The 22133-nt window shown below is 46.2% G+C and carries 22 protein-coding genes; 5 read left to right on the top strand and 17 right to left on the bottom strand.

The window, feature by feature from the left end:
* Positions 1 to 260: 260 nt before the first annotated feature.
* Together ACFQ88_RS11275 and ACFQ88_RS11270 are read right to left on the bottom strand one after the other, a co-directional pair.
* The gene (locus ACFQ88_RS11275) at positions 261 to 1469 is read right to left on the bottom strand and encodes a Ger(x)C family spore germination protein (protein WP_379454164.1); all 1209 of its coding nucleotides are present in this window, start codon (positions 1467 to 1469) and stop codon (positions 261 to 263) included.
* Positions 1470 to 1515: 46 nt separating this feature from the next.
* Positions 1516 to 3078: a spore germination protein gene (locus ACFQ88_RS11270; RefSeq protein ID WP_379454163.1), complete on the bottom strand. Its 1563-nt coding sequence runs from the start codon at positions 3076 to 3078 to the stop codon at positions 1516 to 1518.
* Between the two features lie 195 nt (positions 3079 to 3273).
* Here ACFQ88_RS11270 and ACFQ88_RS11265 point away from each other — a divergent pair, with 195 nt between their 5' ends.
* Complete coding sequence (locus tag ACFQ88_RS11265) at positions 3274 to 3783, top strand: CBO0543 family protein (RefSeq protein ID WP_379454162.1); 510 nt, start codon at positions 3274 to 3276, stop codon at positions 3781 to 3783.
* Between the two features lie 12 nt (positions 3784 to 3795).
* Here the strand turns inward: ACFQ88_RS11265 and ACFQ88_RS11260 are convergent, their stop codons facing one another.
* The 4 genes from ACFQ88_RS11260 to ACFQ88_RS11245 are packed head-to-tail and all read right to left on the bottom strand — an operon-like array spanning position 3796 to position 5178.
* Positions 3796 to 4323, bottom strand: a complete 528-nt coding sequence (locus ACFQ88_RS11260; RefSeq protein ID WP_379454161.1) for a hypothetical protein — start codon at positions 4321 to 4323, stop codon at positions 3796 to 3798.
* On the bottom strand, positions 4320 to 4802 hold the full coding sequence (locus ACFQ88_RS11255; protein WP_379454160.1) for a hypothetical protein: 483 nt from the start codon (positions 4800 to 4802) through the stop codon (positions 4320 to 4322). The genes ACFQ88_RS11260 and ACFQ88_RS11255 overlap by 4 nt, the downstream gene beginning before the upstream one ends.
* Positions 4803 to 4862: 60 nt before the next feature.
* Complete coding sequence (locus tag ACFQ88_RS11250; protein ID WP_379454159.1) at positions 4863 to 4985, bottom strand: hypothetical protein; 123 nt, start codon at positions 4983 to 4985, stop codon at positions 4863 to 4865.
* 43 nt (positions 4986 to 5028) lie between these two features.
* Positions 5029 to 5178: a hypothetical protein gene (locus ACFQ88_RS11245; protein ID WP_379454158.1), complete on the bottom strand. Its 150-nt coding sequence runs from the start codon at positions 5176 to 5178 to the stop codon at positions 5029 to 5031.
* A gap of 166 nt (positions 5179 to 5344) precedes the next feature.
* Between ACFQ88_RS11245 and ACFQ88_RS11240 the strand changes: the two genes are divergently transcribed.
* Positions 5345 to 6637 carry an ABC transporter substrate-binding protein gene (locus tag ACFQ88_RS11240; protein ID WP_379454157.1) on the top strand — a complete coding sequence of 431 codons (1293 nt, stop codon included), beginning with the start codon at positions 5345 to 5347 and terminating at the stop codon, positions 6635 to 6637.
* Positions 6638 to 6645: 8 nt separating this feature from the next.
* Here ACFQ88_RS11240 and ACFQ88_RS11235 read toward each other — a convergent pair whose 3' ends face one another.
* On the bottom strand, positions 6646 to 7446 hold the full coding sequence (locus ACFQ88_RS11235) for an AraC family transcriptional regulator (protein WP_239633641.1): 801 nt from the start codon (positions 7444 to 7446) through the stop codon (positions 6646 to 6648).
* A gap of 142 nt (positions 7447 to 7588) precedes the next feature.
* On the opposite strand from ACFQ88_RS11235, the gene ACFQ88_RS11230 reads away from it, so the two are divergent.
* Positions 7589 to 9838, top strand: coding sequence for a hypothetical protein (locus ACFQ88_RS11230; protein WP_379454156.1), 2250 nt, complete (start codon positions 7589 to 7591; stop codon positions 9836 to 9838).
* A gap of 314 nt (positions 9839 to 10152) precedes the next feature.
* Here ACFQ88_RS11230 and ACFQ88_RS11225 read toward each other — a convergent pair whose 3' ends face one another.
* The 4 genes from ACFQ88_RS11225 to ACFQ88_RS11210 form a co-directional block, all read right to left on the bottom strand.
* Positions 10153 to 11595 (bottom strand): serine hydrolase domain-containing protein, encoded by a 1443-nt coding sequence (locus ACFQ88_RS11225; protein WP_379454155.1) that lies wholly within the window; start codon positions 11593 to 11595, stop codon positions 10153 to 10155.
* Between the two features lie 50 nt (positions 11596 to 11645).
* Positions 11646 to 12752: a HAMP domain-containing sensor histidine kinase gene (locus ACFQ88_RS11220; protein WP_379454154.1), complete on the bottom strand. Its 1107-nt coding sequence runs from the start codon at positions 12750 to 12752 to the stop codon at positions 11646 to 11648.
* Positions 12740 to 13411, bottom strand: a complete 672-nt coding sequence (locus tag ACFQ88_RS11215; RefSeq protein ID WP_239633637.1) for a response regulator transcription factor — start codon at positions 13409 to 13411, stop codon at positions 12740 to 12742. Before ACFQ88_RS11215 ends, ACFQ88_RS11220 begins: the two co-directional genes overlap by 13 nt.
* A 98-nt stretch (positions 13412 to 13509) precedes the next feature.
* Positions 13510 to 13923: a MerR family transcriptional regulator gene (locus ACFQ88_RS11210; RefSeq protein ID WP_379454153.1), complete on the bottom strand. Its 414-nt coding sequence runs from the start codon at positions 13921 to 13923 to the stop codon at positions 13510 to 13512.
* 94 nt (positions 13924 to 14017) lie between these two features.
* On the opposite strand from ACFQ88_RS11210, the gene ACFQ88_RS11205 reads away from it, so the two are divergent.
* Positions 14018 to 14863 (top strand): SDR family oxidoreductase, encoded by an 846-nt coding sequence (locus ACFQ88_RS11205; RefSeq protein WP_379454152.1) that lies wholly within the window; start codon positions 14018 to 14020, stop codon positions 14861 to 14863.
* Between the two features lie 466 nt (positions 14864 to 15329).
* Positions 15330 to 15971, top strand: coding sequence for a cell wall hydrolase (locus tag ACFQ88_RS11200; protein ID WP_379454151.1), 642 nt, complete (start codon positions 15330 to 15332; stop codon positions 15969 to 15971).
* A gap of 260 nt (positions 15972 to 16231) precedes the next feature.
* Here ACFQ88_RS11200 and ACFQ88_RS11195 read toward each other — a convergent pair whose 3' ends face one another.
* The 6 genes from ACFQ88_RS11195 to ACFQ88_RS11170 all read right to left on the bottom strand — a co-directional run bounded on the left by ACFQ88_RS11195 (position 16232) and on the right by ACFQ88_RS11170 (position 22107).
* A complete protein-coding gene (locus tag ACFQ88_RS11195) occupies positions 16232 to 16723 on the bottom strand; it encodes a VOC family protein (protein WP_239633633.1) in 492 nt (163 codons plus the stop codon).
* 329 nt (positions 16724 to 17052) lie between these two features.
* A complete protein-coding gene (locus ACFQ88_RS11190) occupies positions 17053 to 17853 on the bottom strand; it encodes an imm11 family protein (RefSeq protein ID WP_379454150.1) in 801 nt (266 codons plus the stop codon).
* A 74-nt stretch (positions 17854 to 17927) separates the two neighbouring features.
* Positions 17928 to 18599 carry a Crp/Fnr family transcriptional regulator gene (locus ACFQ88_RS11185; protein ID WP_379454149.1) on the bottom strand — a complete coding sequence of 224 codons (672 nt, stop codon included), beginning with the start codon at positions 18597 to 18599 and terminating at the stop codon, positions 17928 to 17930.
* A 300-nt stretch (positions 18600 to 18899) separates the two neighbouring features.
* Positions 18900 to 19742, bottom strand: coding sequence for a tyrosine-type recombinase/integrase (locus tag ACFQ88_RS11180; RefSeq protein ID WP_379454148.1), 843 nt, complete (start codon positions 19740 to 19742; stop codon positions 18900 to 18902).
* Between the two features lie 231 nt (positions 19743 to 19973).
* Positions 19974 to 20741, bottom strand: coding sequence for a nucleotidyltransferase domain-containing protein (locus ACFQ88_RS11175; RefSeq protein WP_054024997.1), 768 nt, complete (start codon positions 20739 to 20741; stop codon positions 19974 to 19976).
* 268 nt (positions 20742 to 21009) lie between these two features.
* The gene (locus ACFQ88_RS11170; protein ID WP_379454147.1) at positions 21010 to 22107 is read right to left on the bottom strand and encodes a hypothetical protein; all 1098 of its coding nucleotides are present in this window, start codon (positions 22105 to 22107) and stop codon (positions 21010 to 21012) included.
* Positions 22108 to 22133: the final 26 nt, after the last annotated feature.

Raw genomic sequence — 22133 nt, 5'->3', positions numbered from 1 at the left:
TTCCTGCTGATTTCCATCCCCCCCTCTACTTATGTAAATATGGCTTTGCTTATTGGACCGAACACCACCCTTATCCAATCCAGCGGGTTCGGAATCTGTACCCGTAAGCTCAGAGCAATACTTAATCCTGCTCCTAAGAACAAGAGAACGAAGAAAGTAACCAGCTCCCTCCTCCGTTGTTTCTTTACCAGTGAAGGAGCTTCGATGATTATGAACACAGCGGTAACTACAGATATACTAAGTATCGCCCACAAGTGGATCTACTCCTTTAATCTTCTTACAAACGAATCGGTCAACGTACCAATGCGCCGTATCTTTACATCGACGGAAACATGTACAGGCAACTCAACGAAGTGATCGTTCCAGTTGTTTTTCAGATCAACCCAATCTCTTGGTAATGTGCGGTGAATGGCCTCTCCGAACCCAAAGATATCGGATTTATATTGACGCTTAACCGAATTTATCGTCTTTTCTAGATTCGCTTGTATGTGTGATTCCGTTATTTTCTCCAATCTTTGAAGGTTTTCCTCGGTTGTCAAATTCAGATCACACTGGACTTCATCCAAATTCCCTTCTACTTGAAGCTGTACATCGATTTCCGGTTTACCGCCTGTAAGGATTCCTTTGATATCCGATCTGGATCGGAGTATTTCTATAGTTATGTTTCCTCCGTCAGGACATGAAACAGTCTCAACGGTATTGTCCACCTTATCTTCTATGTAGTAATACGCTCTACTTTCTTGTTGATTTAACCACCCCAGCATTTTATCTTTCTTAAAAGCGGCCATACCGGAAAAAGTTAAACTGCCGATCGGTTTTACATGCTCAACATTGCTCTTGGTTTCAATGGATTCGCTTTCCTTGGCCCCTGTAATGGAAATACCAGATAATACAGGCTGTTTTCCATCTTTAGTGGCATCTGAAATCACTCCATCCAAGGTAATTTCTGTCGCAGCTCCCCATAGTTTGCTTGAATTTTGAAGTGATCGGAATATTTTATTTGCTGGGATGACCTCTTGCGGCAAGGTGTACACTTCCAATATTCTCTCCGCCGGAACACCTTTGGAAATAACTAGATAAAAATCGGTCCGAAACGAGTATTCTCTGGACAAGTAGTCCAATACTTCTCCGATTCCTTCTTTGGCAAGCCCTTCACCGATCACAAGCAACCTCAAATGTGAAAAATATAGGACTCTTGGGGCTTTGTTTACCATTTTACGGAGAGCTTCCGATACCGTTTTTCCTGTTTCTGAATAGGTAGCTACCGGAGTACCTTTGCTAGCGCTTCCTTTTTTGGCGGATACTTCGCTTGGATTCACGATTTGAACGGAGACTTGGTACTGGTTTCCTCTCTTATCGAGCCCCATCGCTACCGTAATAGCGATTTCATTTAATTCCTGGCGGTTCCAGCATCCGGTTATCCCAATTACTATTACAAGGATGACAATCAAGAATACAATTCTTTTCAAAGAATAGACCCTCCTTTGCAAGCGTACTCTCGATTCATTCGTTCGTTTACGGAACCCTTGATTTTTCAGGTTTGCTCTGCTTCCCTCTAATTGTATTGGTTTTTGAGATCAGTCTGGGACGTGAGAGCAGCATCCATCGGGGCAGTCTTAATATCGAATCCTTCTGATCATTTACAATGAAAGGTGCAAAAGGCGTTAGATACGGGATGCCAAAGGACCGTAGACTACACAAATGAAGAACCATGGCAACCAGCCCGACGGTAATTCCAAATAAACCGAAGGATGCAGCAAGTCCCATTAACCCGAAACGTAACATCCGAATGGAAATTCCCATATTAAAGGCAGGAAACACGAAGTTGGAGATCGCTGTTATAGACACGATGATAACCATCGCCGGTGAAACCAGACCGGCTTCAACCGCTGCTTGACCTATAACAAGCGTACCAACTATGGATACGGATTGTCCGATCGCTCTTGGCATTCTTACGCCGGCTTCACGCAATATCTCAAAGGTGATTTCCATCATTACCGCTTCAATAAAAGCAGGAAAAGGTACGCCTTCTCGTTGAGCCGCCAAACCGATCAAAAGCGGCGTTGGGAGCAGTTCTTGATGAAAAGTCGTGATAGCAATGAATAAAGATGGGGCGAGCAGCGCGATAAAAAAAGAGAAAAAACGAAGAATGCGAAGGAGTGTGGCAAAATCCCACCGTTGGTAATAATCCTCACTTGCTTGAAAAAATTGCGAGAATAATGCAGGAACCATGAGAACAAAAGGAGTTCCGTCTACTAAAATTGCTACCCGGCCTTCCAAGAGTCCCGCAGCAACTGCATCGGGGCGCTCTGTATTAAAAATGGTTGGAAACGGGGTAAACGTTTCATCCTGAATAAGCTCCTCGATATAACCGCTTTCCAGAATCCCGTCGATATCGATTCGGTCCAAACGATTCCGGACCTCATTCAACACTTGTTCGTTGACAATTCCTCGAATATACATGATCGATACGTCGGTTCTGGTGATGTGGCCAATAGGATTGGTCTCCAGCCACAGATTCGGATCTTTGATACGCCGACGAATTAATGCCGTGTTAATACGAAGCGTTTCACTGAAGCCTTCCCTTGGCCCTCGAATCACTGTTTGAGCAGACGGTTCAGTTACGCCGCGGTCCTTCCACCCTCTCTTGCTGGCAACAATACCACAGGCTTGTCCATCTAGCAAAATGACGGTATCCCCGGATAATACGGCGGTATATAACGAATTGAAATCCGAAATTTCCTTTACATCGCCAACAGCAAGGGCAAAGTCCTTCAATATGCGATTAGGCTGATGGCTGGATGCCACATCCAGATCCAAATCCGCCGTTCTTAAACCCATCATCAACGAACTTAAAATGTCATCTGCATCGGCCAAGCCTTCGGTATAAATAAACCCTGCCTGTAATCCCCCTCGGCCTTCTTTCCCCAAGATAAATTCCTTGATAACAATATCCGTGCTTTCCCCGAATGCGTCCCTAATCTTTTGAAGGTTGATTACGAGGCTTACATTGAGTAACTCAGTACTCGGATTTAACGAAATATCGGTATTATTTTGCGTTTTCGAGAAAATGCCCATGGAGCCCTCTTCATAAGTGATTATTTACCTTCTTCTAGTTTTCTCCAATGCCGGCTTCATTTATGCTTCATTATTGGACACGATCTGTTTTAACTCGTTTTCATTTCCAATTCTTTGGCAATATCTCTCTGGAGTTTGATGATTATGGATTGGACTCTGAGGAAATAGTAAGAAAAAAATAATTACGGTGAGGATATGCACATTGCGATAGCCTTATTTACAATCTTTTCCGCATGGCGGTGGGCGGATAGGAAAAATTGGAGGAATTACCATCCAACCATGCTCTTTATTACTTCAGGAGGGTTGCTTTACGAGTTTCTAACTAAAAATCACTCCCTCTGGGTATTTCATCCTGATTTCTTATACAACCAATCCCTGGTTGTTCTTATTTATGCCGTTATAACGATGCCGCTTTGCGTCCTTATCTTTTTATCATGCTATCCCAAAACATGGACGAAGCAAGTCGTCTTCCTGCTCCTCTGGATCAGTATTTTTGTATCCACCGAGGGGATTCTGGAATTATGCGGCAGAATTTCCTATCAACATGGATGGAGCTTCTGGCATTCCGTTCTATTTGACATTATGATGTTTCCCATGCTGAGGCTTCACCATCTTAAACCAATAAGAGCATATATTATTTCAATCATTATTATCGTCATATTAATGGTATGGCTTAAAGTGCCATTAGATGGAGGGGCCACATGATGCCAGCCGATATTACGATCTCGGTTGCTTCGATAACCCGTCCCACGGCCGGTTCAACCATTGTCTCATCCAATGGAAGAACCCGATATTAGTACTATACGCTATGATATAGACCCCGACGGAAAAGGCAGTATTCCATTTATTGTATTTATATACTTGCGCCAGATGCGCCAAATATTCCAACCCTCCTGTGAGCAAGGACCAACCGACAATATACATGATCGTCTTCCACCCCCTCAGCTTCCACTTGTCGTAGAAGTATAGAAAAAGGTACAATGCGGGGCAATAGCAAATCAGATAGATGAGCAGATCCATCAATTCATACTCTTTGACATCGTTAATGTCGTATAAATCAAGCGGCTTTACTGAAATGATCGAATCAACGGTGTACGCCACAAAAAAATTAAACAGGAAAATCGTTACTGTCTCGATGGCAAGGAACCTCTTCGGCAACAGAAGGGAAGGCAAGATAACAAAGAGGGCCGCAAGAAGAATAAACCATTCGTTTGCGTCAAACTTTTGCGGTAAAGGCAATATCATATGCTTGAATTCACCTTCACTTTCATTAACATTTTACGGATGAGGAGGCTGAACCCTACAGTGACTGCCAGGAGGGCTCCCCACTCCAATAATGAATAGGCAATTCCCCATTTTTGCATAGTAATGACGGTTAGGCGATTTTCCCAATACTGTCCTGCTGTCAACGTGAAGAGCCCTAGAACGGCAATAGAAATTTTCATGACTAACGAATACCGGCTGTGCCTCAAGAAAAAGGATAGCCAGAATAGACCCATAGGGTAAACGACAATCCTGTCGAGGTGAAAAGTTAAATAGACATTAACTTCGGTGGGTATTTTCAACAGCTTCATATTAGAACTCAAAATAATTTCGATATTTTGTACCGCAGAAGAAGCGAACATAAAGGTTAGAACGGCTTCCAGCGGATGAAGACGGCGTGCAGAGTAAACCAACGACAGCAGCGCTGCCGCTCCTACTATGGAATGAATTAGTAGTAGCATGGAGTTGTACCTCTTCAGTTTCTTCAATAGAGTAAAATGTTACTGTTACTATTCACATTGTCATCCTTTTTTATCCAAAATGGATAACTGAAAAAAACTGCAATGCAATGGCTCCAGCAGTTGGATGCGCCAAGCCCCTGAAACACCCTCCCTGCGATTAACACCCATTTTTTGCTGATCCACTGCCCCACCCCCGGGTACTCCCAGGGGTTATGTTTATGGCTATTTATTCAAAACGAACGACCCGTATCTCATCCGCCGACATAAACGCCCGCAGGCACGCCTCCGTCACATAAAAAGAATCCTCGGCGCTGACCAAACAGCGCCCTTCTCCATTAATCTGCCGCACGAAGTCGGCGAAAGACATATGATTCATCAACCCAAATTACCTCAAGGGATAGATTAGATCCATATTATTGAACCTGTTATGCCTCGTGAAACAGTGTGCAAGACAAGTGCTAAAATTGTGCATTTTAAAGTAATTTGGGATGGTGTACATTGAAATAGAGAGTATGCTTAATGAAATGTAACGGAGGGGTCTTATGATGAAACCGTGTAAAACATTTTTTATCGCCGCTACCGTAAGCGCTATCATGATTGCAGGCTGTTCCAATGAGAAGCCAACACCGGGGAATACAGCCAGCACCACGGCTCCCAGCTCGGAGCCGGTCACGATAAAGATCAGCATGGATACAACGCTTGACGAAGATTTAATGATACAGATTCAAGAGCAATTGAAAAAAGATCATCCGAACATCACGGTAGAGTTCATCAAGGCGGTAAAGGGGACTACGCTGCAGGAGCTTATCATAGCCGGCCAGCCTCCGGACATTGTACTCACTTACAACGGTAAAATTGCTTCCTATCAGGACCTCGACATTTTATACGACATGACACCCTTATTGAAGCAGATGAACGTCGACCTGGGGCGCTTCGACCCCAGCATTCTGGAAGACTCCAAGATTGGAGCTGCGAATAACGAAATCTACGGGCTGCCGCTTAGTCTGAATTACCACGCGCTCTACTACAACAAGGACATCTTCGATAAATTCGGGGTGCCCTACCCGACCGACGGCATGACTTGGGATCAAGTGCTGCAGCTAGCCAAGAAGGTCACCGGTGTGGATTCAAGCGGTATGCAGATCCGTGGCTTCGATCCGGGCAACAGCGTCATCTGGGTATCCCAGCCGCTTGGCATCGCCGTAGTCGATCCGAAGACCGAAAAGGCTACCATGAATAATGATCAATGGAAAAAAGTATTTGAGATGGTGAAGTCGTTCTACTCCATTCCGGGGAACGAGCCAAAGGGGACGCCGAAGGATTCATTCCTTAAGGATAAGCTACTTGCCATGTACACCGATCTCAGCATCATTAACGACCTGGAGCTCGCTGCTGCGAACGGCTTGAACTGGGATATGGTACAGTATCCGAGCTATCCGGAGAAGCCGAACATTTATGGCAACGCCAGTGTCAATATGCTGATGATTACAAAGACGAGCCAGCACAAGGAGCAGGCGCTTCAGGTTATCCAGACGGCGGTCTCGGATGCGGTGCAGCTGGAGAGCGCCCGGAAGGGCCGCGTCACGCCGCTGAAGGAACCAATGTTCAAGACCGAATTCGGTAAATCGCGCGATGTGCTGAAAGGAAAAAATGTGCAGGGCATCTTTAAGAGCAAACCGGTGAAATATCCGGTGGCGTCCAAGTACCGCTCAAAGGCCGAGAGCATGGTTCGCGACAAATTCACCGAATACATGACGGGCAAGATCGATGTCAATACCGCGCTCTCCCGCCTCGATGAAGAGATTAACAAGATGATCCAGGGCAGCACTCAATGATCTTGAGCTTATACCTGATGAGTCCTTCGGTACGCTGAAGGGCTCATTTGCAATTTCTTCGAGAACAGCCGGCTTAAGTAATAGCCGTTCTCGTAGCCGCATTGATGCGCCACCTCTTCGATAGTCGCTCCGCCGGTAATGAGAAGAGTGCATGCCTTTTTCAGCCGTAGACCGGTCAGGTAATCGCTTGGGGTCATGCCTTGTGCAGATTGGAACCGGCGTGTGAACTGCACAGGAGTTAGTCCCAGCTCATCGGACAGCGCCTTCATGCTGAACGCCTCGTACGCCTTCTGCTCGATCAGACGGCATGCCCGCTCCATGAGAGGATCTCGGCGGACATCTTCCTTGGGCTCCGAATGAATGGACTCGGCATAATGCAAATAAAGAATGTCTTGCAGGTGCACCGCAATCCAGCTCAAATAGAAGGGATCCGGAGAACCCGCCAAGCTCTTCATCCGGAAGTAATTCGAAGCGAGCCTCCGTGTATCCTTGAACTTCACCTTCCCTACCGGTATCGATTCATGAGTATGCACAAGACCGCCCCCGCCGTCGACCCATTGGAACCGAATATAATAGAACGACAGCGGTGTAATGATATCCCGATAGAACGTGGTGCCAGGCGGGCATATAACGATGTCGCCGAACGATGCGATGCCTTCCTGATCACCGATCTCATAGTGAAAGGAGCCGTCCTCCACGGCAAATATGACCCATTCGTCATATATATCTTCTTTATAAGAAAACTGCTGCTTCTGAAACCAATATGTACACTGGCTCATGCGGGGATTCAGATTCCATAAACATTGCACGGGTGGCCGGCCCTCCCTCAGGCGACTCGATAAATGAAATAATGTATTAAACATATATTAATACAGTCCATTTTAAAAGAAAAGAAATTCCTCTATATTGAAACTAAGGATAAATTTCAATAAGGATGTGGATCCCAGCATCATGCTTAATGTGACAGGCTTCACCCTGAAAGAAACACCCGACGAGCTCGTCATTACGGCGGGCAGCTATGTCATGCACATCGTTAAAACGGGCTTCCGGTTCTCTTTCCACTCACCTGAACGATCTGTAATCGCAGCTGCGCATCCAGACTCCGGCCTGCGGTTCTCCTCTCCAGACGGAGAAGAGCTTCATGACGCGGTGACCGCTTCGCACATATCAAGCGACGATACCCAGGTTCGCCTCCTTGTCTGCAACCGTCACGGCGATCAGGCGGAGGTACAGATCGAGCCCTTCCCTTGCTGCGTAAAGCTGCAGGTCTTTCCGCTGGCCGAAGGCCGGTATGCCATCGATGCGAGGACTGCTCCCCTCCAGCCTGTCTTCGGCCTTGGCGACCATGGAGGTTACGGGGACAATGCGAATCTGTTCGGCTTTTCTGACGATGCCTTCTGTAATGCAAGCGACGGCAAGCGCTTCGTCTCGAATTTTGCCGTCTTCCCGGCCGCCGGCTTCGCACAGGTGCTGTTCGAGGACGGTGTGAAACGTGTCCGAATCCACGAAACGGAGAATGCCTTGGGTGCGGCCGGAGTGCGCGAGGTGGGTGGTTTATATTATTTTATCGGCACGATGCAGGAGATTTACCGGGATTACAAGCATGCCCGCCTTCGTGAGGGATACGCGGACGCGAAGCCAAAGATCGACTTTTTCGAGCTTGGGTATGAGGCGTTCGGCTCTTTGGGATGGAATACGTACCAGCAATCGGTGTTGGACGATCTTCAAGCTTTTCTCGACCGGGGCTATCGGCTGCGCTGGAGCGTTATCGGCTCGGGTTTCTGGAAGGGCGACCGGAAGGTGAATGAACAGGGAGCTACAACGAGCTTCGGGATCTGGGATGAGCAGCGGCAAGAGGGCCGGACCGACGGTCTCCCAAATCCCAGGTACCCTGACCAGAAGGCGCTAAAGGCGTGGTTCCGCTCGCGCGGACTGAAGCTCATCCTCGGTCTGCGCATTAGCTTCAAGGCGCTGCGCGAGCATGGGGGACATTATGAGCCCGAGCATGACGGCCCTTATGTGCTGGAAGGCTTGGAACGAGGTTATTTCGTCTCCGATGCCGAGGGGAAGCCTCTGACCTTCCGGGTTGTATTCCCTAAAGGCGCGGTCTATCTGCTCGACGCCCGCAAGCCTGAGGCGGTCACATGGTACCTGGCACTGGCCGGATTGTGGGAGGCGGACGGCTTCAAGGAGGATACGATGCTGAAGGATGGGCTCGTCCTCCGCAACGATGCCAAGTGCAACGGAACGAATGTGAAGAAGATGGAGGCCGGCTATCTCACAATGGTACGCAACAGCGCTTATTCCGTACCCGGCGACATTCTGCGTCTGGAGGACACGATGTACGGCTTCGATCAGGACCGTCCGACTCTGAACGGCTTGAATTACGCAGCGAGCGGCGCCCCGAACGTCTATCCGGATATTGTGGCGGGCAAATACATGAACGCTCCGCTGACGGAGGATCAGAAGCTGTATTTTGTCCGGAATGCGATGTTCGCAGCCGTGTTCCCGGCGATGTCCGTAGGGCTTGGTCCTTGGAAGCTGAACGATCAGGCCTATGAAGCGGTGGTGAAGAAGGCGTGCGACTTCCATTCCTCTTTGGTGCCTTATTTGTACAGCGCGGTACAGGAGAGCTATGCAACCGGCTACCCGCACACGATGTCGCCCCTGCCGATTGCTTACCCGGAGGATAGTAATACGTACGCCTTGGCTAACAAAAGGACGAAGCAGTACGAATGGATGCTCGGCCCTTCCCTATTGGCGACGCCGGCTTATGGGAGCGATTATGCCGAGGTTACGACGCGGGATGTGTATTTGCCCGAAGGCACCTGGATCGATTATGAGACCGGGCAAATGTACGAAGGTCCTGCCGTGCTGCCCGATTACGCTCTGCCGCTGGATAAGCTTCCGGTGTGGATCGGCGGCAAGGGTGTGCTCGTCGTCCGAGACTTATCGGACGAACGGCTCTTTGCGGAGGTATATCCGATAGCCGGGAACGGATCCGTCTACCTCTTCCGCTACCCCGACGGCCAACGAACCTCCCTGATTACGAATGACAATGAGGGCTGGAATCCGGAGACGCTGGAAGTTATTGAGGCTGGTTCCGGCTTGAGGACCGACTTCGCTTTCATGCCGAACACCGGCGCGTTCCGGTTCCCAATCCTTGAGGGGGTCGACTACCGGCTAGTTGGAGGGGCTTAAATTCGCTATACGATAGAAAGTCAGACTGAAGTAGGCTCAAACGTTCCAGATACCCTGGAATAGTTGAATAGAGGCGGAATTTTAAAGGGGATTTCGCCTCTAATAAGTGGAAAAAAACCGTCGATAAAGTTCTCTACGGCGCTCGTTGCGGAGCTGAGCGTAGAATGATTGGATTGACCCTAGCATACTTGGGTGAAATTCAGAAGGGCACCGTTATCAAGGAGTTGGAGTGCATAAGTTTGTTGAAAGCGATGCGGATATACGGTTTCTTCAATAATCCGCTTTAGTCGGGCAAGGCTCTCACTTTTTTTGCGTTATAGATGCGGCAATGGCAAATGAAACTTACGATATTCGCCAAAGAAAGTATGACTAATAATATAAAGAAGAGATGGCATGATCATCCATATTCCGATCCAAGGCAGAACCCTCCCGCCCCCGATGAAAGACAAAATTGGCGGTAGAAACAAAAGAACCAGTACAGGGATTAAAGTAAGTACTGAAGTAAAGATCAGCTTCCGGCGAAATGCAATAAGCCGTTTCTTGCTCTTTTTCAACCGATAGATCGAAAACCCTTTCCAGAAGATCGTGCTCATTAACAGCAGAATCATAATAGCTTCCATGTTCCGATTGTTCATGATGGAAATTTCGGTTTTTCCTTCATCCATGATTTGTGCAATTCCGCGCGTAAACGTGGAATAATCAACGAAGGCATTCAAACCTGTATCGAACATCATGGTAATCCCAAGCTTCTTCTCCAAATATACGGTTTCTTCAGCCTTGTAACTCCATAATATTCCTGAGTGGGAGATTGTCCGGCCCCAAACGTTATCAGAGGATGCAAGCCACCCCATGCCGTATGAGCTATGTTGCCCGGGAGCATGGTACTGTTCCATGAGACTCGGGGAGAGAAGCCGGGATATATACTGCGCACGCATCCATTTTGCCATATCCTCGGCAGTGGATATCACGCCGGCCGGACCATCTATAAACCATGACGGTTCTGCTGTACTTATAGGCTTGCCTAACAGCAAATAATGTCCCTGCGGTATCATTGAATTCTCATTGATTTGCTGCGTGGTGCTGACACTATAGGTGTCATTCATTCCTAGCGGCTCGAAGATACGGTCATGGAGATATTCAGAAAACCGCTGCCCGCTGACCTGTTCAACAAGTAATGCTAAAAATTGGTAGTTTGGATTGTGATATCTGTATGTTTCACCTGGATCATTAGCAAGTACAACAAGCTCCAAAGATTTTTTTATCTCTTGTAATGATTGAAATTGATCGGATTTCGTCATGTCCGGATTCACTTTATCGTTAAGGCCGCTTGTCTGATTGAGCATGTACCGAACCGTGATCCGATCGATGCGATCGTCCGCGGCGGTGATGTCGGGAAAGTAGGAAATGAACGGAGCGTCAAGGTCGATCAATCCCTTATCCACGAGCTGCAATACCGCAAGCGCCGTCATGGATTTGCTCAATGATGCAATTGGAAAGAGAGTCGTGGCGGTTATTTTTTCTCCATTGGAATATGCACCGTAGCCTTGCGTATAAAATGCATCTTCCCCATACGCGATTGATAAAGATGCACCGGAAATATGGTTGATTGCCATGTTTTTCTTAACAAACTCATCAATTTCTGTCACAATCTCTGTTTTACTTTTGATATCAGCAGCGGCAGAGGGTAATGCGGAAATAAACAGAGTCAGAAGCGAGCAGATTAAGAAAATGGGCAATATTTTGCGAGCAATAGTCATATTAGCACTCCTTATCATGTAATATGGAGATGCTAACCCATAACTTTCAACTATTTATCAACACTGCATAAAAAGCTTGCGGTTACTTTTCCACCGTTATGGAATCCGTTTGCTACTTGTAGTTCGCCTTGATGCTTTTCGCAGAGAACCTTGCAAATGTAAAGCCCTAACCCCTGGTGCTCGTTCGCTTCCGGCATCTCTCCACGATAAAAAGGGAGAATCGCCTTCTGCAAGTCATCATCGGAAAACCCGGGGCCGTCATCCGTGACCGTTATAGTAAATACGCCGCTGGCAACACGGTATTCGGCTTTCAGCTCATTGGTAGCATAGCGAGCCCCGTTTGCCACTATATTTTCAAAAACCTGCATGACGAGATCCGTGTCGACTGACAGCAATGTGGAATCGGCAGTTCTGTTTGAGTCAAATGTTTTGCCGCTTTGGTCTACGATCTTGCTAGCGGTGTTATCCAGTAAGGCGATAAATGAATCTGATTCAATCATCTGTTTGTTTATCGGCATATCATCCAGCTTCTGGATCGAGTTCATGGCTTCTACATAACGCTCCATACGCAAAATATGGGTTTGCATCGTTTTGATCGTGTCCAGAAGCTTTTCCTCGGAGATTCTGTTCTCCGGCAGATAGGTAGTTACAAAATCGCAATATCCTTTCATGATTGAAAGCGGCGTTCTCAAGTCATGAGCAAAAATGGCATTGAGCTGATTGCGTTCCTCTACCGAGCGCCAAAGGGCTTTGAAGTTGCCTTCCAGTTGACTGCGCATCTTTTCAAATGCACGGCAAAGCTCGCTCATTTCATCACTGCCATCATAGGTAACATGAAATCCCAAATCATTTGCCGAGATTTTCTCCGATGCACTCATTAAGATTTCCAAAGGCTTTTTCAATTTTAGCTTATAAAAGAGGCTGCCCATAAGAACTAATCCGATTCCGATCGTCAACAGCATCACGATAATCTGAGCGTATAGAACCCAATCGTTTCCGGAAGGATGGTTGGCAAAGCGTTGTCGAATCTGATTGGACCATTCGAATTCGAACACAATTGCGGTTAAAACAACGACCAAATATACGCAATTCAATGCGATGAAGGATTGCAGAATGGTCATATTCTTCAGTCGAAGACGGCTTATTATTTTCGCCATTTATATCCTACACCCCAGACGGTTTCTACCTTGTTTTCGTAACCATGCTCTTTCATTTTGGATCGAATGCGTCTTATATGCTCAGCTATTACGGAGCTGTCACCCTCTCCCTCCGTCCCCCATATTCGCTCATAAATACGTTCTTTATCAAAAACCATACCAGGATGTGAAGATAGAAGCTCTATGATATCAAACTCTTTTTTTGCCAAATTAATTTGTATATTGTTACAATAAAGCGCTCGCTCCGTATAATCTATGGCCAGATCATCATTGAATCTAACGGTAGATTTCTTTTGATTTCGCATTTCTCTTCGTAAATGTGCATCCACTCTGGCGCCTAGCTCATGAATGCTGAACGGCTTTTGAATATAATCATCTCCGCCAGCTTGAAAACCGGATATGATATCCGCATCTTCTATACGAGCGGTAAGAAACAGGATCGGACAAGACACGAAACTCCGTATCTTCTTGCATAATTCAAGACCGTTAACCTCGGGCATATTGATATCCAGCAGAATAATGTCCGGTTGCATTTCTACTAGCCGCAACGCTTCATTGCCGTTCTTAGCTGTCAATACGAGATACCCATTAACTTCAAAATAATCCGCCAGCAGTTTTCGAAGGTCTTCTTCATCGTCAGTTATCAATATCTTTTTCATCACACTTCACCATCCTGTGTCCCAATGAGACCTTTGTTTTTTCATCATCGGCGGTTTCAGTTGTTCCGCATGGACTAATGCGGAAGCTTCAAAGCAGCTCAATCGGATGAGCCGGCATGCCAAGCCTTAAGCATCTCTTGAGCTTTATGCGGATCGTCCATGAGCAGAGTCCGATACTCCTGCATCTTGTTAAGGGTGTCCAGCATTTGGTCGTATTCTTCCTTCTTGCTTTCGATCTCCTTTTTCTTGCGGCGAATCCAATCTATAATCTGCAGGTTAGTGTGCGCATTGGCGTCGTGGTCCTGCAGAAATTCCTTCAGTTCAGCCAGCGAACAGCCAATGGACTGGAACTTCTTGATGAGCTTCAACCGCTCGACAGCCTCTTCCGAATAGTTGCGGTAATTGTTGCTTTCTCGCCGGACATGTCGGTCATTCAGCAAGCCTTCCTTTTCATAAAAGCGGATCGTATGGATCGTTAATCCCATCTTGTCCGCCAGTTCCTGAATTTTCATAATCATTTCTCCTTTGGATCGCTTGCCCTAGAGTTTACTTCATAGTTTATGCTTAACATGTTCAAGCAGTCAACCCATGAAGGAGGATATCATTATGCATGTTTTTGTTACAGGAGCAACAGGGTATGTCGGTTCCGCGGTCGTCCGGGAACTGATCGGCGCGGGACATACAGTGACGGGTCTTTGCCGTTCTGAAGAGAAAGCCGCGGGATTAAAGGCGGCGGGAGCCGAAGCGCTGTACGGCACGTTGAACGATCTAGATACGCTGCGCAGCGCAGCCGCGGCCGCGGACGGCGTGATTCATCTGGCGTTCACCAACGATTTTTCCGACTTTGAAGGTGCGCTGGCTCTGGATTTGCGGGCCGTTGAAGTCATGGGGGCGGCGCTCGAAGGCTCCGGGAAGCCGTTTATTACCACGGCTCACGCAAATGGACAAACCGTGGATCATGCAGTGCTCGCAATGGCAGAGCGGGATATTCGGACATCGATCGTCTTACTTGCACCGTCCGTGCACGGCGAAGGCGATAAGGGCTTTGTACCAATGATGATCGATATCGCCCGGGCGAAGGGCTTCGCCGCCTACATTGGCGACGGAACGAACCGTTGGCCGGCGGTTCACCGCCTGGATGCGGCGGTTCTGTACCGTCTGGCGCTGGAATCCGCCCCGGCGGGCTCACGGCTGCTTGGCGCCGGCGATGAAGGCATTCCGCTTCGCGAGATCGCCGCGGTCATCGGGCGGCAATTGAACGTGCCGGCGGTCAGCATAACACCTGAAGAAGCTGCCGCCCATTTCGGCTTTCTTGGCACCATTGCGGCATTCGACATCACCAGCTTGTACAACACTAAGCAAGCGAGTCTGGCTACACGGGGGCTTCTGGGCTGGAAACCGATGCAGCCCGGATTGATCGCCGATCTCGAAGAAGGGCATTATTTTGCATAAAAAAGGGTGTACGAAGTGAGCTGGTTACGTGCCCTTAACCTTACAGTAAGGGGTACCGCCAACATTTTAACGATAATATACACTAAGCCCTTGAATTGCGTCCGACTTGGCGTTTCTTCTCACTCTAAGCTCAAATGACACGATCACCCGACAAACTGAATTAGACAGACTTGTAAATAAAGCAGTGACGGACTAGGAACTCGAAAGACCTAGACTGCCGCTGCTTTTATTGTGCTAACGTACCCGTTAGCTTAGCGCCAATAGAGTTGGATATCTTCTATTAAACCATCATACATTTCTTTCAATTTTTTTATGATCGACGGAGAGATTTTGGCCTTTGCAACCGAACAATATAAAAATAGACGGGTTCTATATCTTTATCACTTCCCTGTTTGCCTTGAGAGTTTGCCGCATATGGTGTCAGCATGACACCTTAGTTATAAGAAAAAGGAGGTTTTTCATAAAGTTGAAGAATTTATCTGTCTTGTTGTCTATAACTGCTTGTGCTATAGGGGTTACCGTCGCTGCCCCGTCCGTTTCTGCATCGACTCTTGGGTATGGTATACAAAGCGAACACGTTCTTGATTTGCAGGAGCGTCTGAGCAGTCTCGGATATTTTAATGCCGGATTAACCGGCTATTACGGATCTGTTACGACGGATTCGGTTTCGAAATTCCAACGCTCGTACGGTCTTCCGGTTAATGGAAAGGCTGATTCTAAAACGCTTGACAAGCTTAAGCAGGTTGCATCTCCAAAGCAAGATTCATTAGAACAAATGGCACGCATCATTTATTCGGAGGCCCGCGGTGAATCATTTCAAGGCCAGGTTGCGGTTGGTGCAATTATTCTCAACCGCGTGCAGTCCAATCTATTCCCAGATTCCATTCCGGAAGTCATTTTTCATCACGGTCAATTTTCCTCCATCCGCGACGGACAGTATTGGCTGCAGCCAAATCAATCCGCATATGATGCCGCCCGTGCGGCCTTGAACGGATCGGACCCAACTAACGGCGCTCTTTTTTACTACAACCCGGCGATCGCTACAGCTTCGTGGAGTTTGGTCCGGCCTCAAAAAATTACCATTGGAAATCACGTATTTACGCTTTAATACGTTTCCCGTTTTTCCTTCATAGACATCATACGCAGACTGTTTTCTTTCCGGCAATACCAAGTACCATACCCTCTCAGGCAACCTATCAGGGAGCAGACAAGCTAACGGCTCTTCTGTTTTCTTTTTATCGGACACTTAGCTAGAGGTGAAGTTTTTTACAAGATTTGTTCCAGCTTTTATTGAACATTTCTGCCCGTTAGTGTAACGAAGGCAGCCGTACGGCTGCCTTCATGTCTTTATTGAGCACTCGTCCCCCGTTAACGCAATTTCAGGGATTCTTGAACATATTTCATGGCTTCGATATACTCTTTTTTCCCAGCACGTTTGGACATTTCTTCGTAATCTAGTTCTTCTAGCCGTTGATGTATCCACCATATATTATTGAGAGGATCGCGAACGCGTCCAACTCGTTCGCCGAAGGCAAGATTCGTCATTTGAGTGACCGCAGTCGCCCCTGCCTGTAAAGCTTTCTCGAATACAGCATCGCCATCTTCCACGTATAGTCGAAGGAAGCCTGGTGTATCCGGCCACTCTTCTTTCGCATCAAACATCATAATGACCGCATTGCCGATCCGAATCTCTGCATGTCCCACTGAACCATCTTCAGTATAGATCCGAGCGATCTCCTCCCCATCGAACGCTCTTTTTATAAAATCAAGCAGTTGAGCAGAGTTTCTTGAGATCATCCATGGTGTGACGGTTGTATATCCCTTGGGAATCGGATTTATTGATTCATTCGTCTTTGTCATCCTGTATAAGCTCCTTTACTTCACTTTATTTTCTTTACAAGCTTTATAATAAACGTATAACACTGACAACCTCGTGTCAGTGTTAAAAGATAGGTTAAAATATTCTGCCCGTTACTTCAATAAAACAAGGAGCGGCTGCCACCAGGCAAACCACTCCTTGTTGCATTAAGCTAGAGTACCCGTTAGCTTAATGTGACGAACCCATTAATAGTAATCGAAGCCAAGTTATAAAATTCAGTTTATTCCATCCTGTAACGCTATACCTTCACCAACCAAACGAATCTTTTTTCGAAAGCTATTCTTGGTGAGTTGTTTCCGTCTTTTTCTTTTTATTTAATTTCTATTTTTTCAGTTACATACCACTGCATCTCTACAAATTTTGGCGGAAAAGCAGCAGGGACTATCCATTCATAGTTCCCCGTGTCCATTAATATACCTAGTAACGTTTTGTTCGTATTATCATTTTGTAGAACATACCTATCACTTGCTACTGCCTGCATTCCGTTTTCTATGAGGTCTAGCGCTTCAACAAACTTATATGGTTTTCCAACCAAATTCGGTTTCATTATTATTGCTGAATCTGTTTTTCTAGTTTCAGATTCACACGAATCCCAAACTTCTTCAAACTCAAACCCGGTTAAACCTTGCTCAATTACTAAATCTCGAAACTTGTCTGTTACAAAAATCCGTCCATTAAATTGTGGAATTTTAAACAAGGTTTCTTCTTTTACAAGTTCCTCTTGAAATGCATATTTTTTAATTTCTGTTACAACCTTATATTCTGGATGAATTTCGACAATAGCTCGAGAAAAATCGAGAAATTCGAACATATTGATAACATTTATCAGGTATAAGTCTTCACTACTATACTCAAGCGGTAAATATTCCACTTTGTTTTGGATAAAGGGGGCTAATACATCGATAATTTTTTTATTGAAAATTGGATAAGGGCTACCTAACGTTGTAAAATCATATAATTGAACTCTATCATTTATCAATTCAACAGGGAATGGAATCCAATTCTCTTTCATGGATTTGCCAACAAATCCGTTTTTCAAATGCTTTCTATAGTCATTCATATCTGTAAAAGTATATATTTCTTCTTTGTATCCAAGCCTCCATACGCGCATTGCATTACCTCCAACTGATATGTACTATATAGACGCTTTCACTATATCAGGAAGAGCCGCACCGCTTCTGTGACCTAGTCACCAATTAGCGTTTCCAATTCATTGCGGTGGGTGATCCGTACCCAACCTCGTCCCGACTCTACCCACCCATTCCGCTGATAACGTCGCAGCGTACGGCTCACGACTTCACGGGCGGTGCCGATCTCAGCGGTAAGCTCATTATGCGTCAATCGCAGCAGAGGCTGCCTCTCCGAAGTGGAAATCAGCAGTGTTTCTGCCAGCCGCATGTCCAGCGGTTTAGTCTGCCTCGTTTGGAGTTGTTCGCCCATACGCATAATGCCGTCGAGGAGGCTGCCAAACACGGTTCTACGGATCGGCTCGTATTCCTGCACCCAGCGGAGGAAGCTTAGTTTGGATACGAACAAAGCCTCGACCTCCGTCTCGGCCTCAATGGCGGCGGGATAGTCACGCCCACTCAGTCCACTTAGCACGAGGAGAGCGCAAATTTCGCCGGGGATAAGTTTATTGACGACCCGCTCGCTCCCATCCTCCCCGATTTGGCTGATGCGGGCGCTGCCGCTTAGCAAAAACATGCCGTAGGACGTGGCTTCCTCCCTCTGAAAGAGACGTGACTTGGCTTTGAATCTACGCACTTCCGGCTGTGCATCCGCCCAATCCTCGGGGCAAACAGCCCGCAAATACGGTAAAACTTCCAACACCCGCTTATCCGCGACGATTGAAGTCATACTCCGTTCCCATCCTTATAATTTGTCTTCTTCATAAAATTAATTTTCCCAAATCTATTCCTCGTGGTGCTCTTGTTTCTCCACAGTAATGTTGTAAAATATACCATAGTTACCACACTACTGCCCGTTAGTGTTTCACTAACGTACCCGTTAGCTTAATGAAGGGCGAATGCCCAATGCGTGAAAATGGTATTTCTGTTTTACCTTGTATCTTTATTATCTTTAGACTTTCGAGCAAACAGCATTGCGTTAAACTGCCCTTTAGTTGAGCTGTGGCTTCAAACAACTACCGCTACAAATCTAAAAGTAACGACGGTAGAGTTCTCGTCGGCGTTCTCCTCGCAGCTGGGCGTAAATTTGAGTGGTTGATGCTTTTTCATACCCCAACATGCCTTGAATAAAGTCTAATGGCGCTCCGTTATCAAGGAGCTGGCATGCATAGGTATGACGAAAGCGATGTGGATATACATTTGCTTTGAGCTCTCCCCGATCAGCAAGCCGTTTTAATGCCAACCTCATCGTCGGAATAGCCATCCGTCTTATAGGGTTTGTATCGGTTACAAATAGTGCCTTACAGGAGTCCTCGCGGCTCGAGAGATATTTCTTTAACCAAACTTTACACTCGGTTGTAAAGTAGACCTCTCTTTGTTTTGAGCCCTTACCATTTACAATTGCTGAGCAGTTCTCCCAATTCAGGTCTTCGATATTTAACTTCTCCACTTCTCCAACCCGGCAGCCGGTGCTATAGAGAAACTCTAATAGAGCCCTTTCTCTCAGAGACAGGCAAGAGATTTTCAAGTGAATGACATCCTCCTCGATCAAAAACTTAGGAATACGCTTGTCCATTTTGGGTTCGCGTAACTTCAAAGAAGGATTTGATATTACGTGTGTTTCTTCATATGCAAAGCGGAATAGGGAACGAACAAAACGAATACGATATCCCAAGCTGCTGGGCTTCAACCGATCGGACTGCTTTGCCAAGTATTCCTTTAGCAAGTTCAACGTAACCTCAGAAATATCTAAGTCTCCAAGTTCTCTTATAAGCATCTTGAGCTGTAGGGCGTAGGCTTTCAATGTACCCTGACTAAAACCTTGGATTCGTTTATCTGTTTCATACAGCCGCCATAACTCACTTAAAATCATAGATAAAACCTCCCATAAGAGCTATTAAATCTAGTTTGCTTCTTACGGAAGGTTTTAGACTAACTTTATTAAACTACCGTACCCGTTAGTTCAATAGTCTTATGTTTTAATTTAGAGTCGCTGCTTATAGTTGTGAGGCTTGCCGAACACCTAATGCAGTGACGTCCCGACGGATTAGGGGCTGGATGTGGTCACTCGCTTCTCAGAGTGACCCGGAGCGTCAATATGGTGTTAGCCGAAGGAAGTTCTGGAAGCAGCCATTGCATTTAAGGCGTTCTCAAAATAGCTATATACTTCATCTGCAATTCCCAGAAACTCTTCAACAAGTACATTACTATCCAAGTAACAAGCATACAGATAATCAACTAAAGCGGAGTCAATCTCACAATAGTTTAATATGGCATTCTTCATCTTAATAATGTCATCTTGCCATACACCTGTATCTTCTAAAACCAAAGAGTATAATGCACGAATTAATCTCTTAGAGTAACCTTTAATATATCTAGTTTTCATTGTGTTATCACTAGCATTAGAAAGTAAACTATGTATACGATCTACTTCCTCCTTGGTCTCTGTATTTAAGTCTAAAATGAACTCTGGAGAAATAATTATCGGTGGTACTTTTTCACCAACGTCATGACCATATATGCAAACACAAATTATCTTTACCCAAAACCCCCACTCATTTGGTTTACTTAATACATCGTCAATCGAGCAAATTATCGTATCAATCTTAGTTACTACTGGATATTCTTCCAAAAGCCTGTCTTTAATATTTGACAATCTTTCGTAATCAATATCTTTGGGATTTACACATACAATAGTAAAGTCTGCATCTGACTTAAAAGGTTTAGCAGTTCCTTTTGGAATCGAGCCACACATATAAATGCTATGAATCTTACCTTTAAATTCGGTAAGTATATTATCGATATACTTATCAACAAAATCCTTATATTCGCTTTGTATTACAATTCTATTTATAACTTTTTCTAATATCATATAGACTCCTCCTAAACTAAGAACTTCTTTCGGCTAACGTCTTTTTTTCGAACTTCGTAAATTCGTCATGACTTAAGTTATTCGCGAAATCATTCAACTATCCTGCCCGTTAGCGTAACGGGGCTGCCGATATGCCGGCAGCCGCATCTTAGTTATTTATTAAACTATCGTACCCGTTAGCATAATGACCTCGTTTTATATACTTTTTCAGTAAACGATCATTAGAATATCTAATGTTGTTTACCTCGAGAATTTGCCATTATCAGGGTTATCGCGAGCAATGATTGCAGTACTCCTGTCTCCGGTAATAATAGAAAATCGTAGCGATCCCTAACGCAATCCCCCAAATAGGCATAAGCAGCAGCGGGGTTGTTGCTCCCCAATTATCAAAATCGGAGCTCCATAAAAATTGGAAGAAGACTTGAATACCGGAAACGGTTAACAGGATGGAGACAAATCCGGCAGGAACGACGGCTGCTGCGGCAGGGACGCGCTTCCCGGCCCAAAACGGAAACCACCGAGGAAAAGTCTCCCCCCATGGCTTTATAAGTCCATGCGTTAGAATGGCTCCGCCAATCGAGACCAGGGAAAGGCCCGCTCCAGCCCAAACTGCACCTGAATCCTGAAGGCTTTGATATAATTCCTTTGTTATCCCAAGAGGAATTCCCAGCAACCAGGCAATGCGGGTGACATCATAATAAGCAGGGGAAAAGATCGCAACATAGGTCACCCACCTTCCCCAGCGCTCCGTGGAGCTCGAAACCATCCAACGGCTCGCATCGCCTTTACGCCCGCAATAGGCGCAAGAGTTACAGGTTTGACGTTGGAAGGACAACGCTGCCGCCGCCCAAAGCAACCCGCCTATCAGGCAAATATATTGGTTTATCACCGTCCATGTGAAGAAATCGATATAGTGGAGCGACCGACCGAAAAGAACCGCAATCAATGAAATGGGAGCATAAGCCACTCCAATGAGAGCGCGGGTATCCGGGATTGCAAAGCATAGAATCGTCGCAGTACTCCAAGCATAAAGCAGCAGAATTGTTCGGGTTATACCGCGCGTATTGAATTTGAACATGAACAGGGTTGTTGCACCAAGGAAACTTAGAATAGCAATGACCGGTCCTGCCGTTGAGGCTGTTACATGTCTAAAAGCCGAATATTTCGCAATAGGATCGTTTAACAAACCTAATGGAAAACCTGAGCCGCCTAACGTCCAATAGAACCCCAGTGCACCATAGAAGAGACTCCAAACAATCGCTGCGTAACCTGCCCATTCCGGCCAGCGCCTCCACCAGCGCAACGCCGAGGGTTTCGAGCGAGTCGTTGTTGCATGGGATACGTCACTCCAATTTATTGGTTTCATATAGATCACAACTCCTTTTACAACGT

This window comes from Paenibacillus sp. NPDC056579, from assembly GCF_042793215.1.
Taxonomy (GTDB): domain Bacteria; phylum Bacillota; class Bacilli; order Paenibacillales; family NBRC-103111; genus Paenibacillus_S.
Note: the sequence above shows the minus strand (reverse complement) of the source record. Positions and strands in the feature narration are given on the sequence as shown.

Bases quoted from the DNA above. Each gene is read 5' to 3' on its own strand.
- ACFQ88_RS11270 (WP_379454163.1), bottom strand. From the start codon at position 3,078: ATGGGCATTTTCTCGAAAACGCAAAATAATACCGATATTTCGTTAAAT.
- ACFQ88_RS11265 (WP_379454162.1), top strand. From the start codon at position 3,274: ATGCACATTGCGATAGCCTTATTTACAATCTTTTCCGCATGGCGGTGG.
- ACFQ88_RS11260 (WP_379454161.1), bottom strand. From the start codon at position 4,323: ATGATATTGCCTTTACCGCAAAAGTTTGACGCAAACGAATGGTTTATT.
- ACFQ88_RS11255 (WP_379454160.1), bottom strand. From the start codon at position 4,802: ATGCTACTACTAATTCATTCCATAGTAGGAGCGGCAGCGCTGCTGTCG.
- ACFQ88_RS11245 (WP_379454158.1), bottom strand. From the start codon at position 5,178: ATGAATCATATGTCTTTCGCCGACTTCGTGCGGCAGATTAATGGAGAA.
- ACFQ88_RS11240 (WP_379454157.1), top strand. From the start codon at position 5,345: ATGATGAAACCGTGTAAAACATTTTTTATCGCCGCTACCGTAAGCGCT.
- ACFQ88_RS11230 (WP_379454156.1), top strand. From the start codon at position 7,589: ATGCTTAATGTGACAGGCTTCACCCTGAAAGAAACACCCGACGAGCTC.
- ACFQ88_RS11225 (WP_379454155.1), bottom strand. From the start codon at position 11,595: ATGACTATTGCTCGCAAAATATTGCCCATTTTCTTAATCTGCTCGCTT.
- ACFQ88_RS11220 (WP_379454154.1), bottom strand. From the start codon at position 12,752: ATGGCGAAAATAATAAGCCGTCTTCGACTGAAGAATATGACCATTCTG.
- ACFQ88_RS11215 (WP_239633637.1), bottom strand. From the start codon at position 13,411: ATGAAAAAGATATTGATAACTGACGATGAAGAAGACCTTCGAAAACTG.
- ACFQ88_RS11210 (WP_379454153.1), bottom strand. From the start codon at position 13,923: ATGAAAATTCAGGAACTGGCGGACAAGATGGGATTAACGATCCATACG.
- ACFQ88_RS11205 (WP_379454152.1), top strand. From the start codon at position 14,018: ATGCATGTTTTTGTTACAGGAGCAACAGGGTATGTCGGTTCCGCGGTC.
- ACFQ88_RS11195 (WP_239633633.1), bottom strand. From the start codon at position 16,723: ATGACAAAGACGAATGAATCAATAAATCCGATTCCCAAGGGATATACA.
- ACFQ88_RS11190 (WP_379454150.1), bottom strand. From the start codon at position 17,853: ATGCGCGTATGGAGGCTTGGATACAAAGAAGAAATATATACTTTTACA.
- ACFQ88_RS11185 (WP_379454149.1), bottom strand. From the start codon at position 18,599: ATGACTTCAATCGTCGCGGATAAGCGGGTGTTGGAAGTTTTACCGTAT.
- ACFQ88_RS11180 (WP_379454148.1), bottom strand. From the start codon at position 19,742: ATGATTTTAAGTGAGTTATGGCGGCTGTATGAAACAGATAAACGAATC.
- ACFQ88_RS11175 (WP_054024997.1), bottom strand. From the start codon at position 20,741: ATGATATTAGAAAAAGTTATAAATAGAATTGTAATACAAAGCGAATAT.
- ACFQ88_RS11170 (WP_379454147.1), bottom strand. From the start codon at position 22,107: ATGAAACCAATAAATTGGAGTGACGTATCCCATGCAACAACGACTCGC.